This window comes from Streptomyces sp. NPDC050263, assembly GCF_040655955.1.
GTDB lineage: Bacteria > Actinomycetota > Actinomycetes > Streptomycetales > Streptomycetaceae > Streptomyces.
On the sequence record NZ_JBFAKW010000063.1, the window covers coordinates 40,609 to 53,604 of the forward strand.

A 12,996-nucleotide genomic window follows, 5' to 3' on the forward strand; every position below is an offset into this window, starting at 1 on the left:
GACGAGGGGCCTGTCATGGCAGATCCGGCGATGAGCGTGACTCCCTACTGGGAACTGACCTTCGACGCCGACGGGGACGTCGACGGCACGAGGCGGGACCGGCTGCTGACCGAGGTGAAACGGCGCGGCGTCCAGGATCTGATCGTCTTCTCGCACGGCTGGAACAGCGACCGCTCCGGCGCGACCCGCCTCTACAACCGCTTCTTCGCCCCGATCCCCGGTCTCGTTCCGGCGGCGAAGATCGGTTATGTGGGTGTGGTGTGGCCGTCGATGCGGTTCTCGGACGAGCCCATCCCCGACTTCCCCCGGTCCGTGGCGGCCGACCCGGCGCACCGCCCGGCACTGGACGAGGACACCCGGCACGCCCTCCTGGAGACGTTCCCGGGCCGGGCCACGGTGGTCGACCAGATCGGGCGGATGCTGGAGCAGCGACCGCCGGAGGAGGCCGAGCTGGAGGAGTTCGGACGGCTCTTGCGGCTGCTCGTGGACGTGGTGCCGCCGGGACCGCAGGCGCTGTTCGCGGCGGACACCCTGGCGGAAGGGGTGCCGCAGGACGAGCCGGAGATGTTCACCGGCTCGACGGCGGCGGCCTGCGAGGAGTTCGCGCGCGCCCTGACCGGCCTCGAATCCCCTTCGGGCATCGAGGAGTTCAGCCTTCCCAACCCGTGGGACGGGGCACACGAGCTACTGCGCCAGGCCACCTACTACGCGATGAAGCGGCGCGCGGGGACGGTCGGCGAACGGGGACTCGGCCCGTTCATCGGCCGGCTGGCCGCGGTGGCGCCCGGCGTCCGGGTTCATCTGGTGGGGCACAGCTTCGGCGGGCGGCTGGTGTCGTTCGGGCTGCGTGGGCTGCCCGAGGGAGTGCGCACGGTGAAGTCCGTGACGCTGCTCCAAGGGGCCTTCTCGCACTACGCCTTCGCGACCAGACTGCCGCACGACCCGCGCGCGGGAGGGGTGCTCCAGGGTCAGCAGAACCGCATCGACGGCCCCCTGGTGTGCTGCTACTCCTCCTTCGACCAGGCGCTGAGCACGATGTACCCGCTGGCCTCCCGGATGGCGGGCGACGCGCAGGGGATGGCCGAGGAGTTCGGCCTCGGGGCCGTGCTCGGCGCCAAGTGGGGTGCGATGGGGCACGACGGGGTGAAGGCGGTGCCGGGTACGCGCGCGTGCACGCTCGCCGAGGCGCTGGCCGGACGGCTGCCGGCCTCGGGCTGTGTGAACGTCGACGCGTCCGCGGTGGTCCGCCGCGGTGGGGCGCCGGCCGGGGCGCACAGTGACATCGTGCACCCCGAGCTGGCGCGGGTGGTGCTGGCGGCGGGCCGTATCCACTGAGGACACGGCCGCCGCCGTCCTTCACGGGCTCACCGGTGCGAGGTGAACTCCACCACCTGCTGGAAGGTGGGCCGGTTCTGCCAGCTGATGTTGCCGTGCTTGATGCCGCCCAGAGTGCGCTGGACGATCGAGTCGGCGCACCACTGGTTGCCGGCGGCGCACAGGGCGTCGCCCGGGTAGACCTGGGCCGCGGTGAGACCGGCCGCCGTCTTCAGGGTGCTGATGAGGACGTCACGGCAGCCGGTGAGGGTGCCGCCGCCGCAGTACTTCTGCGTCAGCCCGCCCTGTACCGACTCGCCGAGCACGGCCCGGATGTCCTTGTCGACGTAGCTCCACCAGCCGTACTGGAAGGAGCTTCCGGCGTGCGCCCCGGTCGGGCCGTGGGCGGCGGACGGGGCCTCGTCCACGGGCAGGTTGGCGGTGAACGCGGTGTACAGGGCGGTCCCGAGGCCGGGTTCGAACTCGGCCTTGACCAGCAGCGGCCACCAGGCGTCCAGGATGCGGATCGCGTCGGCGTCGGCGTAGGTCTTCGAGCCGGCCGTGGTCTCCGTGCGCTTGCCGCCCGCCGTGAGCCAGGTCTGGAGTTTGGTCACGGCCGCCGCCACGGTGGTGTCCGTGACCGTGGAGCTCTTGATCACCTTCAGCAGGTCCGGCAGGACGTCCTCGGCGCGCAGGTCCGCGAGCGCCGCGTCCGCCATCGCCTTCGTCAGGGACGCGCGCGTGACGCCGCCGGCCGCGACCAGCTTCTTCACCCGGTCCTCGAGCAGGTTGCCGCGGTGCACCGACCCGTCGCCCCAGGAGGCCGTCGAGTAGTCCAGGGCCTGTTTGTTGTTCCAGGAGATGTAGTAGTCCTGGTCGATGGAGTTGGGGTGCGCCGAAGCCGGCGTGTACTCGGCCGTGTTGGTGGCCGGCACCCAGTTCTTCCACTCGTACGCCGCCTGCGCCCACACCGGGAACTCGGCGTCGACGCCGCTCGCGCGCACCGGGTTGTCGCCGCTGTTGTAGTACGCGGTGTGGGTGGAGTCGGCGTAGAACCAGTTGAAGGTGTAGTTGATGTGCTGCACCGCGCTCTGGAAGGTCTGCGGGCTCTTGACGTAGTCCGGGTCGTTCAGCATCTGGAAGCCGATGATCGAGTCGGCCTCGTGCATGAACGAGGAGCGCAGGGTGGTGTAGGCGACCTTCTTGCCGCCCACGGTCGCCCGGTACTCCACGGGACCGTACTTGGTGCGGTAGACGCGCATCGTGTACGAGCCCACGGCCGTGCCGTCCGCGGTGGTCGGCTTCCAGGCGTTCTTCTGCTCCACCACGTCCATGGCCGTGCAGACGCCGTGGTACAGGTAGTGGTAGTCGTCCTGGCACAGCTCGACCGCGTAGGTGTCGATGATGTCCTGGCCGGAGGTCGTGGCGCTCCACGAGTAGTCCTGGCCGCGGCCGAGCTCGACGTACATGCTCAGGCCCGCGAAGGAGGCGCCGCGGGCGCTGATGCCCGGGCCCTGGATCTCCTGGAGCATGAGCAGTTGCGGGGCGAAGTAGCCGGTCTGCGGTCCGAAGACGGCGATCGGGTGGCCGCTGGCCGTGGCGCTGCCGCTCACCACGAGGGCGTTGGACATGCCGCGCTTGGCCGAGCTGAGGGCGGTCGCGGTCGCCGTGGCGGAGGCGGCGCTCGCGCTCGCGTCGCCGCCGGTGCCCGTGGCGTCGTAGACGAGCGGTTGTGTGCTCACCGAGCCGGCGTCCGGCAGCGCCGCGCCCTGCGGGTTCGCGGGCTTGGCGGCGTACGGGAAGCTCTCGCCGTCGTGGAGGGTGAGGACGGCCTCGGGGTCGTTGCGTTCGCGGAACGCCTCCCAGACCTGGGTGCCCTGCGTGACGCCGTATTTCTCCTGCGCGGTGAGCAGTGAGACGGCGTTGTTGACCTCTCCGCCGCCGCCGGAGCCGAAGAGCGCGCCGATGACCGAGGCCAGCGCCACCAGGTCGGTGATCTTGAAGTGATCGATGGTGCCTGCATTGGTGATTGAGTCCTTGTGGCCCGTCAGGACGTATTCACCGGGGAAGTAGCGGCCGCTGTCGGAGGCATCGATATAGGCGTTGATGCCGGCCAGATAGGCGTTGGCGTCGGCGAGCGCCTGTTGGCCGCGGGCGCCGTTGTTCGCGACGGCGTTGTCGATCTGGGCCTGGAGGTCTGCCTCGGTGTACGGAGCGTTGCGCCAGAACTGCTGCTCAAGACCCTGGTTGGAGGGGTCGCCGCCGGCGAACGTCGTGAGCTGGCCGCGGCCGACGTGGCGGAAGACGTCCATCAGCCACAGCCGGTCCTGGGCCGCGGCATATCCGGCGCCGAACTCCGTGCCGTATCTGGTGGTACCGGTGATGTGCGGGACGCCCGTCTTCTTGTCCCGGACGATCGTCACGTCCGTGCGGCCCGCGGGACTCAGGGTGGAGGCGACTTGATCGGCGGCGACTCCGAACGACGCGTCGTTGAAGAACGTGTTGATCGTGGCGTTGGTGAGCGTGGAGTAGCCCTTGGCCAGGTTGGCGTAGGGGCCCAGTTGGTCCTCGGCGTGCTCGGGCTGGGTGCCGAAGGCCTGGTTGAGGAGGATCTGGGCGAGGGTGGCGTTGCCGTTCTCGCCGGGCGGCAGGATGTCGGAGCACTGTCCGCCGCAGTAGTCGTTCGCCGCCGTGACCTCTGCGGCAACCGCCGTTTGGGAAAGCGGCGACAAAAGTCCGGCAATCAGCGCGCATACGGAGGCGGTCTTCAGGAACCCGGGGAATCTGCCGGGAGTTCTCAGTCTGTCGAGAGTTGTTCGGGGGGTTCGCCGTGGCATCGGCTGCTCCTAGCGACAGGGGGGGTCGGCGGAAGGTTACCGGCGGTATCCCCGGGTTTGAAGATGAACATGCGTCAAGTTTTCGGCAGGGGGAGGTCATCGGAAAATCGGATGGAGCCGAATCGCATGTCGATACGTCTATTCGACGACGTCCGTACGACGACGCCGAAGTGACCGAAGTACAGGTGCAGATGTGACGGAGGTGCAAGGCGATGGCGGGTTTCCGAAGTCTGGCAAGACAGGTGCGAGACCCTCGGTGCGATCTGGCGCTGCGGCGGTATTCGCTGCGTAAGTGCCTTGAGCGGTTCGCCCCCTACGGGCACAGGGCGACCTGGGACCACCTCTGCTCACGCGCCGGGTTCGGTCCGGAGGACCGCGACCCCGACCCAGCGCGGCTCGTGGCCGCGCTGGACGAGTTGGAGGAGGCCCGGGCGGTGTGGCTGGCCTACGAGGTCGAGTTCGCCGAGCGCCGCAGGAAGGAGAAGCACGGCGGGCTGCGCAGGCCCGGCAGTGTGGACGACTGGCACCGGCTGACCTGGGGCGGCTTCGGCGTCGCCTGGTGCGACGACCCGCGACTTCACCCCCGTGAGTCGCTGGCCGAGGTACTGCGCAGGCTGATCGCCGCGCTCAAGCGGGAACCGGGCTCGGGCTGCCCGGTGTGCGGCGGCGAGCGGCTCCCCTGGAAGTACGAGCTGGATCACGAACCGTCGGCGGGTCCGGTCTGCGCGGACTGCGGAATCCTCGTACCGCGCCCCGTCCTCACCCCCGAAGCCCTGGCCTACGCCAGGCGCGGACGGCTGCTGGTGTCGGCCTGAGGCCCTGACGCCGGCCCTATGCTCCGCCCAAGGTCGGCCCACGGCCGGCCTGAGAGCACGGCGGGGGTGCGCCGGGGATGCCGCACCCCCTGTTCCACCGGGACGTTCTGCCGAGGTGTCCCGTCGAGCCGTTCTGCCGAGCCGTTCTGCTCAGTCGGCGTCGGTCGGGGCGTCGTTGCCGTACGGGTGCGCCCAGCACTCCTCCTCCGGGAGACCGAGCAGTCCGACACGGGTGGCGAGGCCTCTCTCGCCCAGGGCGCGCAGTCGGGCGGCGCCGGGTCCCGCCAGCCAGGCCCGCAACTCCGCGCGGGCGGCCGCGTCCTCGCTGTCGCAGGGCCGGAACCAGGGAAACGGGGCGTGGTCGGAGATCAGGTCGAACCAGTCGTCGGCGCAGTGGACGAGAGGCGCGTCCGCGACCGGGCCGCCGACCCACCCGACCAGGAACGGGGTCACGGTCCGGGCGATCGTCGCGCAGGTGTCGAAGACGTCGCGGACGCCGTACGGCGGCTCGGGCGTCGTGAGGGCGTCCTGCCACCAGGCGATCAGGAAGGCCCGGATCGCGTCAGACTGCTCGGCCGGCCAGGTGTTCAGGTCCCGCCGGCTCCACCCGTGGGGCAGACAGGCGATCGCGCCCAGGGTGCCGTCGGCCATCGCCCGGGCGGCCTGGGGCAGCAGACGCCGCATCGAGGCCGCGTGGTCGGTGACGTGGTCGACCGCCTTGAAGAGGCAGTACTGCACGACGTGCACGGGCACGTCGACGTACGGCGTGCGCAGATACGCGGTCTTCTCGGGCACCTGGCAGTAGCCGCAGCCCTCCTCGTTCGGGGCGGCGAAGCCCTCGAAGACCCTGTCGATGTCGGCGAGGGCTGAGGCAAGGGCCGGTGCGGGCATGGGAGTCGGTCCCTTCGGGACTCCGGGCGCGGCGGTGTCGTCGGCGGCCGAAGAGAGGGACGCTACCAGGCGCTAATCGGGTCGCTCCAACCCTTTCCCGGCCGGGAGAGTGGGGGCGATGAAACCCAGCCGATGAACCCGTCCGCGGTCCTGAAGGAGCCCCTCATGTCGACGCTGCACGTCACCGCCGAAGTGCTGACCGTCCACGAACACCCCAATGCGGACGCCCTCGAACTGGCCCAGGTCGGCCTGTATCGGGCCGTCGTCGCGAAGGGCGCCTACCGTACCGGCGAGGCCGCCCTCTACATCCCCGAGCAGTCGGTGCTCCCGACCGAGCTGGTCGAGGAGCTGGGGCTGACCGGGCGACTGGCGGGCAGCAGGTCGGACCGGGTGAAGGCGGTGCGGCTGCGGGGCGAGCTGTCGCAGGGGATCGTCTGCCGCCCGAAGGCGCTCGCGGACGTCGACCTGGCGCTCGCCGCGACCGAGGGCACCGACTTCGCGGAGCGGCTCGGCATCGTCAAGTGGGTGCCGCCGATCCCGCCGACCATGAACGGCGAGGTCGAGGCGGCCCTGGAGCTGCTGCCGTGGGTCGACATCGAGAACATCCAGCGCTACCCCGGCATCTTCGAACCCGGCGAGCCCGTGGTCCTGACCGAGAAACTGCACGGCACGGCGTGCCTGCTGACGTATGTCGCGGACCAGGAGCGGGTGTACGTCTCCTCGAAGGGCTTCGGCGCGAAGTCCCTGGCCCTGGCGGAGGATCCGCGCAACCTGTACTGGCGTGCCGTGCGGGGGCACGGGGTCGCCGAGGCGGCGGCCGGGCTCGCCGAGCGACTGGGCGCGCGTCGGATCGGCATCTTCGGCGAGGTGTACGGAGCGGGCGTGCAGGACCTGACGTACGGCGCGGACGGGCGGCGCGACACCCTCGGATACGCGGTGTTCGACGTGTCCGCGGAGATCGACGGGACGCTGCGCTGGCTGGACGCGGCGGAGCTGCTGGAGGGCCGACTGCCCCTCGTGCCCCGCCTGTTCGAGGGGCCGTACGACAGCGAGCGGGTCCTGGAGATCGCGACCGGCCGCGAGACGGTGTCCGGACGCGGGCTGCACCTGCGCGAGGGCGTCGTGATCCGGCCGGCCGTCGAGCGGTACAGCCCGGTGACGGGGGGCCGGGCGATCGCCAAGGCGGTGAGCGGGGCGTATCTGACCCGGAAGGGCGGGACGGAGTACGAGTAGCGAGCAGCGGGGGTGCGGCGCGTGGGCCGGTGCGGTCAGCCGCGCCCCTTCTTGCGTTCCACCAGCAGCCGGGAGCCGGAGGCGCGTTCGCCGAAGGCGTCGTCCGGGTTGGAGAGGACGCAGGTGGCGAGGGACAGGCAGCCGCAGCCGATGCAGTCGGTGAGGTGGTCGCGGAGACGGTTGAGCTGCCTGATGCGTTCGTCCAGTTCCGCCCGCCACGCCTCCGAGAGGCGCGCCCAGTCCTCGCGGGTCGGGGTGCGCTCCTCGGGGAGTTCGGCGAGCGCCTCCCGGACGGTGGCCAGAGGGATGCCGACCCGTTGCGCCGCCCGGACGAAGGCGACGCGGCGCAGCGTGTCGCGGTGGTAGCGGCGCTGGTTGCCCGCCGTGCGGCGGCTGCTGATCAGGCCCTTGGACTCGTAGAAGTGCAGGGCGGAGACGGCGGCGCCGCTGCGCGCGGCGAGCTGGCCGACCGTGAGCTCGTGGATCTTCTCGGGAATCTGCGGCACCCCTCGAACCCTACCCACCGCCGCTCACCCCGGGTCCGTTGACATCGACCCGGCGGCCGACCATGCTAAGCAGTTGCTTAGACATTTGACGCGAGAGGGCCGAGAGACATGGCAGAGCCGAGGATCTTCACGTCCGCCGACGACCTGAAGGCGGCGGTGGGCGAGCAGTTGGGGTACACCGACTGGCTGGACGTCGACCAGAAGCGCATCGATCTCTTCGCGGAGGCCACCGGCGACCACCAGTGGATCCACGTGGACCCGGAGAAGGCCGCCGCCGGCCCCTTCGGCACGACCATCGCGCACGGCTATCTCACCCTCTCCCTGCTGCCGCTCTTCGGCCCCCAGCTGATCAAGGTCGAGAACGTCAAGATGGGCGTCAACTACGGGACCAACAAGGTCCGTTTCCCCTCCCCCGTGCCCGTCGGCTCGCGGCTGCGCGCCACCGCGAAGATCACCGGCGTCGAGGACGTCACCGGCGGCGTCCAGGTCGCCGTCGCCTTCACGGTGGAGCGCGAGGGCGGGGACAAGCCGGTGTGCGTGGCGGAGTCGGTGTCCCGGTACTACCTGTAGGCGCCAAGTCCCTGTAGGGCCATGCCCCTGCGGGCGCTGCTGCCCGTGGGCGCCGTAGGGCTACTTCGCCGCGCCCACCATCCGCAGCACGAGGTCGGCGTACAGCGCGCCGACCTCGTCGGGCGTGCGGGGGCCGTCGACGTTGAACCAGCGGGCCACGTCGATGCAGAGGGACAGCACGGCGAGGGTCGTGCCGCGTACGTCCGGCACGTCGAACTCGCCGCTCGCCACGCCGTCCTCGATGATCCCGCGCACCTCGGCGTCGACCTGTCGGCGCAGGTCGAGGATCTCGGCGCGGGCCTCGGGCCCGAGCGCGTCCAGTTCGTACTGGACGACCCGCGCGGTGGTGCGCCGCCCGGCGTGCCAGCGGACGAAGGAGCTCACCGCCTCCGCGAGACGCCGGGTGGCGTCGCCGTCGCCGGCGGACGCCGTGCGCAGGATGTCCAGCGCGCGGTCGTGGCCGATCCGGCTGATGCGGTGGAGGAGCTCTTCCTTGGTCTTGTAGTGGATGTAGAGGGCGGCCGGGCTCATCCCCGCGCGGCCCGCGATGTCCCGGGTCGTCGTCGCGTGGTAGCCGCGCTCGGCGAAGGCCTCCACGGCGGCGACGAGCAGTCGCCGGGCCGCGTCAGGGGTGACCTCTTCCCACGGCTCGATCTCGCCGCCGGCCGTCTCCTCCGCCGTAGTCATCGCTTGTTCGCCCCTCTCGGTACAGGAGCTACACCATACCGCCGAAGCTGAGCGCCCGCTTAGAGTGCCCGCTCAGAGCTTCTCGAACGGGCTGTACGTCCGGGCCGCCGCGTCCTGCTTGTCCCGGATGACCTTGGCGAGGGTGAAGGCGGACGTCACGAGGTAGAGGACGGCGATCGCGAGGAAACCGCGCACCCAGGCGTCGGCGTGCAGCTTGAAGATGCCGATGGCGGTCGCCGCCATCGCCACGGCGAAGGACGCGACCGCCTGGCCGTAGAAGGCGGCGGTGTTCTGCTTGACCGGTGTCTCACTCATGGGAGAAGCGTCGCCGGACGACGCCGCCGACACATCCGTCCGGCTACTCAGAAGGTACTCAGAACGCCGAAACCCCGGTCAGCGCCCGGCCGATGACCAGTTTCTGGATCTGGCTGGTGCCCTCGTAGAGGGTCATCACGCGGGCGTCGCGCAGCAGTTTGCCCGCCGGGTACTCGTCGATGTAGCCGTAGCCGCCGAAGACCTGGAGGGCGTTGTTGGCGGCGCGGACGGCGGCCTCCGAGGCGAAGAGCTTGGCCTTGGAGGACTCGGTGGCGAAGGGCAGGCCCCGGTCGACGAGGTCGGCGACCCGCCAGGTCAGCAGTCTCGCCGCGTCGACGTCGACCGCGATGTCGCTGATCAGCTCCTGGACGAGCTGGTGGTGGGCGATGCTCCTGCCGAACTGCTCGCGCTCGCCCGCGTAGCGCACCGCCGCGTCCAGGGCGGCCTGCGCGATGCCGACGCAGCCCGCGGCGACCGACATCCGCCCCTTGGCCAGCGCCGACATCGCGACCGAGAAGCCCTTGCCCTCCGGGGCGAGCATCGCGGAGGCGGGCACCCGGACGCCGTCCAGGACCAGTTCCGCGGTCGTCTGGCCGCGCAGGCCGAGCTTGCCGTGGATGGTGCGGCGGGTCAGGCCGGGGGTGTCGGTCGGCACGAGGAAGGCGGAGACGCCCTTGTGGCCCGGGGCGTCGGTCGAGCGGGCGAAGAGCAGGACGACGTCGGCCCAGGCGCCGTTCGTGATGAACATCTTGCCGCCGTCGATGACGTACGAGTCGCCGTCGCGGACCGCGCGGGTGGTCAGGTTGCCCGCGTCCGAGCCGGTGCCGGGTTCGGTCAGGCCGAAGCAGCCGACGGTCTCGCCGGAGGTCAGGCCCGGCAGCCAGCGCCGCTTCTGCTCCTCGCTCCCCCACGCGGCGATCGTCTTGGCGACCAGCCCGAGCGAGACGGAGACGATCCCGCGCACGGAGGAGTCCCCGCGGCCGAGTTCCTCCGTGACGAGGCAGTAGGCGAGATGGTCGCCGCCCGAGCCGCCGTACTCCTCGTCGACGGTCAGCCCGAGGAAGCCGACCTCGCCGAGCTTCCTGACGATGGACCGGTCGACCTCCTCGGCCCGGTCCCAGGCGACGACGTGCGGGGCGATCTCGCGCTCCACGAAGTCCCTGGCAAGCCGCTGAACGGCCGCCTGCTCCTCACTGAGCCCCAGATTCATGACCGCCGCACCCTTAAATTAGCACTGCTAGTTTCTGTTGCGCAGCCCTACTATGTGCGCCATGGCCCGACCGCGCAAGCCCCTCCTCAGCACCGACCGGATCGTCGAGACCGCACGGGCGCTCGTGGACGCGGAAGGCCTCGCGGCGCTCTCCACACGCCGGCTCGCCGCCGAGCTGGGGGTGAGCGGGCCCTCGCTGTACAACCACTTCCGCACCAAGGACGAGATCCTGGAGGCCGTCGCCGACTCGGTGAGCGCCCAGGTCGATCTGTCGATGTTCGAGGACCGCCGCCAGTGGCGGACCGCGCTGCACGACTGGGCCGTCTCCTACCGGGCGGCTCTGCGCGACCACCCGAACATCGTCCCGGTGCTCGCCCAGGGCCCCGGCCGCCGCCCGGCCGGACTGCGCCTCGCGGACGCCGTGTACGGCGCGATGGTCCGCGCCGGCTGGCCGCCCGCGCAGGCCACCTCCATCGGCGCGCTGATGCGCTACTTCATCATGGGCTCCGCGCTCGGCTCCTTCGCCGGCGGCTTCGTCGACGACGTGAGCGCGTACGACCCCGCCGACTACCCGCACCTCGGCCAGGCCCACCTTCTCGCCGAGCAGCAGGAGAAGATCGACGAGCGTGCCTTCGAGACCGGCCTGACGGCCCTGCTGGACGGCCTCGACCGACAGTTCGAGCAGCTGCCCCAGCCCTGATGCGGACACAGTTCGGCATGCGCCGAAGTGTCCGTCGCGCATGCTGGAACGCGTGAGCATCAACGACACCCGGAACCGGCGGGACGCCCGAGCCCCGGGCCTGGCCGCCCTCGCCGGGCTCGTCGCCGACGAGACACGGGCCGCCTGTCTGCTGGCCCTGCTCGACGGGCGGGCGTGGACCGCGGGCGAGCTGGCCCGGCACGCGGGGGTGGCCGCGTCGACCCTGAGCGAGCACCTGGGCAAGCTGGTCGCGGGCGGACTGCTGACCGAGGAACGGCAGGGGCGGCACCGGTACGTACGCCTCGCCGACACCCGGATCGCCCAGCTCCTGGAGGACCTGACCGCCCAGGTCGCCCCGGATCCCACCCGCCGCCCGCGCGGCCTGCGCGCCTCGACCGCCGGATCCGCGATGGCCCGGGCCCGCACCTGCTACGACCACCTCGCCGGCCGCCTCGGCATCGCCGTCACGGACGCCCTCACGGCACGGGGACTGCTGGACCTTGAAGGGCAGGTCGGGCTGACCGAGGCGGGGCTGAGGTGGTTCGCGGGCAACGGCATCCCGCTCGACCTCGCGACCCGACGCCCGCTCGCCCGCGCCTGCCTCGACTGGACCGAACGCCGCCCCCACCTCGCGGGCGCCGCAGGCGCGGCCCTGTGCCGCCACGCCTTCGACACGGGCTGGTGCGTACGCATCGGCACGGAGCGGGCGGTGAAGGTGACGGAGGCGGGCGAGAAGGCGCTGTCCGAGCACTTGGGGATCGATGCGACGACCTTGCGCTGAACGCTTTCAGGGGCGCACGCCCACGACCGAAATCCGCGAGCCTCGTTCCCTCGTCCCTCCTAGCCTCAGGAACATGATGAACAACCCCCAGTCCGCCGAACGCCGTCCGGACGTGCTCGCCGCCGGCGCAGCCACCGTCACCGTCGTGTTGTGGGCCTCCGCCTTCGTGTCGATCCGCAGTGCGGGCGACGCCTACTCGCCAGGCGCGCTCGCGCTGGGCCGGCTGCTCTGCGGGGCCGCGGTGCTGGGAGTCATCTGCGCCGTACGGCGCGAGGGGTGGCCGCCGAGACCCGCCTGGCGCGGCATCGCCGTGTCGGGCGTGCTGTGGTTCGGCTTCTACATGGTGGTGCTCAACTGGGGCGAGCAGCAGGTGGACGCGGGGACGGCGGCCCTGGTCGTCAACATCGGGCCGATCCTGATAGCCCTGCTCGGCGCACGGCTGCTCGGGGACCCGATGCCGCCGCGGCTGCTGGCCGGGATGGCGGTGTCCTTCGTCGGCGCGGTGGCCGTGGGCCTGTCGATGTCGGGCGAGGGCGGGGCGTCGGTGCTCGGGGTGGTCCTCTGTCTGCTCGCCGCCGTCGGCTACGCGGGCGGGGTCGTCGCGCAGAAGCCGGCCCTGGCCCGGGCGAGCGCGCTTCAGGTGACGACGTTCGGGAGTCTCGTCGGGGCCGTGGTGTGTCTGCCGTTCGCCGGGCAGTTGGCGCACGAGGCGGCCGACGCGCCGCTCTCGGCGACGCTCAACATGGTCTACCTGGGCGTCTTCCCGACCGCGCTGGCGTTCACCACCTGGGCGTACGCCCTGGCCCGGACGACGGCGAGCCGTATGGGGGCGACGACGTACGCGGTGCCCGCGCTGGTCGTGCTGATGTCGTGGCTGGCGCTGGGCGAGGTGCCGGGGCCGCTCACACTGGCGGGCGGGGCGCTGTGCCTCGCGGGGGTGGCCGTGTCGCGGTCGAGGTCTACGGCGCGTGCGGTGCCCGCCACGGCACCGGAGACGGCACCGGAGCCACGGCCCGAGCGGCGGGACCTCGACCGCGAGGCTTCCTAGTGCCGCGGCAGGCAACGTTTGCCCGTCAAGGAGCGGCGTCCGGTGCGTGCTCTCGGTGTGCCGGCCGGAAGTCCTCGTACTGGACGTAC

Annotated in this window: 13 protein-coding genes; 7 read left to right on the forward strand and 6 right to left on the reverse strand. The window is 71.3% G+C overall.

Annotated features, from left to right (window positions below):
• The first annotated feature begins 15 nt into the window (after positions 1-15).
• The gene (locus tag AB0J04_RS26030) at positions 16-1,335 is read left to right on the forward strand and encodes a serine-threonine protein kinase (RefSeq protein WP_363170962.1); all 1,320 of its coding nucleotides are present in this window, start codon (positions 16-18) and stop codon (positions 1,333-1,335) included.
• A 29-nt stretch (positions 1,336-1,364) separates the two neighbouring features.
• On the opposite strand, the gene AB0J04_RS26035 is transcribed toward AB0J04_RS26030, so the two are convergent.
• Positions 1,365-4,151, reverse strand: coding sequence for a penicillin acylase family protein (locus AB0J04_RS26035; RefSeq protein ID WP_363170963.1), 2,787 nt, complete (start codon positions 4,149-4,151; stop codon positions 1,365-1,367).
• Positions 4,152-4,363: 212 nt separating this feature from the next.
• On the opposite strand from AB0J04_RS26035, the gene AB0J04_RS26040 reads away from it, so the two are divergent.
• The gene (locus tag AB0J04_RS26040; RefSeq protein ID WP_363170964.1) at positions 4,364-4,966 is read left to right on the forward strand and encodes a hypothetical protein; all 603 of its coding nucleotides are present in this window, start codon (positions 4,364-4,366) and stop codon (positions 4,964-4,966) included.
• 150 nt (positions 4,967-5,116) lie between these two features.
• Here AB0J04_RS26040 and AB0J04_RS26045 read toward each other — a convergent pair whose 3' ends face one another.
• On the reverse strand, positions 5,117-5,857 hold the full coding sequence (locus AB0J04_RS26045) for a hypothetical protein (RefSeq protein ID WP_363170965.1): 741 nt from the start codon (positions 5,855-5,857) through the stop codon (positions 5,117-5,119).
• 165 nt (positions 5,858-6,022) lie between these two features.
• Here AB0J04_RS26045 and AB0J04_RS26050 point away from each other — a divergent pair, with 165 nt between their 5' ends.
• Positions 6,023-7,090 (forward strand): RNA ligase (ATP), encoded by a 1,068-nt coding sequence (locus tag AB0J04_RS26050; protein WP_363170966.1) that lies wholly within the window; start codon positions 6,023-6,025, stop codon positions 7,088-7,090.
• A 35-nt stretch (positions 7,091-7,125) separates the two neighbouring features.
• Here AB0J04_RS26050 and soxR read toward each other — a convergent pair whose 3' ends face one another.
• A complete protein-coding gene (soxR, locus tag AB0J04_RS26055) occupies positions 7,126-7,596 on the reverse strand; it encodes a redox-sensitive transcriptional activator SoxR (protein WP_363170967.1) in 471 nt (156 codons plus the stop codon).
• A gap of 108 nt (positions 7,597-7,704) precedes the next feature.
• Between soxR and AB0J04_RS26060 the strand changes: the two genes are divergently transcribed.
• Positions 7,705-8,166: a MaoC family dehydratase gene (locus AB0J04_RS26060; protein ID WP_363170968.1), complete on the forward strand. Its 462-nt coding sequence runs from the start codon at positions 7,705-7,707 to the stop codon at positions 8,164-8,166.
• Positions 8,167-8,226: 60 nt separating this feature from the next.
• Here the strand turns inward: AB0J04_RS26060 and AB0J04_RS26065 are convergent, their stop codons facing one another.
• The 3 genes from AB0J04_RS26065 to AB0J04_RS26075 all read right to left on the reverse strand — a co-directional run bounded on the left by AB0J04_RS26065 (position 8,227) and on the right by AB0J04_RS26075 (position 10,378).
• Positions 8,227-8,853: a TetR/AcrR family transcriptional regulator gene (locus tag AB0J04_RS26065; protein ID WP_363170969.1), complete on the reverse strand. Its 627-nt coding sequence runs from the start codon at positions 8,851-8,853 to the stop codon at positions 8,227-8,229.
• A 72-nt stretch (positions 8,854-8,925) separates the two neighbouring features.
• Positions 8,926-9,168, reverse strand: coding sequence for a YiaA/YiaB family inner membrane protein (locus AB0J04_RS26070; RefSeq protein WP_363170970.1), 243 nt, complete (start codon positions 9,166-9,168; stop codon positions 8,926-8,928).
• Positions 9,169-9,226: 58 nt separating this feature from the next.
• Positions 9,227-10,378: an acyl-CoA dehydrogenase family protein gene (locus AB0J04_RS26075; RefSeq protein WP_363170971.1), complete on the reverse strand. Its 1,152-nt coding sequence runs from the start codon at positions 10,376-10,378 to the stop codon at positions 9,227-9,229.
• A 52-nt stretch (positions 10,379-10,430) separates the two neighbouring features.
• Here AB0J04_RS26075 and AB0J04_RS26080 point away from each other — a divergent pair, with 52 nt between their 5' ends.
• The 3 genes from AB0J04_RS26080 to AB0J04_RS26090 all read left to right on the forward strand — a co-directional run bounded on the left by AB0J04_RS26080 (position 10,431) and on the right by AB0J04_RS26090 (position 12,907).
• Entirely contained in the window at positions 10,431-11,078 is a 648-nt protein-coding gene (locus AB0J04_RS26080) for a TetR/AcrR family transcriptional regulator (protein ID WP_363170974.1), read from the forward strand.
• A 40-nt stretch (positions 11,079-11,118) separates the two neighbouring features.
• On the forward strand, positions 11,119-11,859 hold the full coding sequence (locus AB0J04_RS26085; RefSeq protein WP_363170972.1) for a winged helix-turn-helix domain-containing protein: 741 nt from the start codon (positions 11,119-11,121) through the stop codon (positions 11,857-11,859).
• A 73-nt stretch (positions 11,860-11,932) separates the two neighbouring features.
• Positions 11,933-12,907 carry a DMT family transporter gene (locus AB0J04_RS26090; protein ID WP_363170973.1) on the forward strand — a complete coding sequence of 325 codons (975 nt, stop codon included), beginning with the start codon at positions 11,933-11,935 and terminating at the stop codon, positions 12,905-12,907.
• The last annotated feature ends 89 nt before the right edge of the window (positions 12,908-12,996 follow it).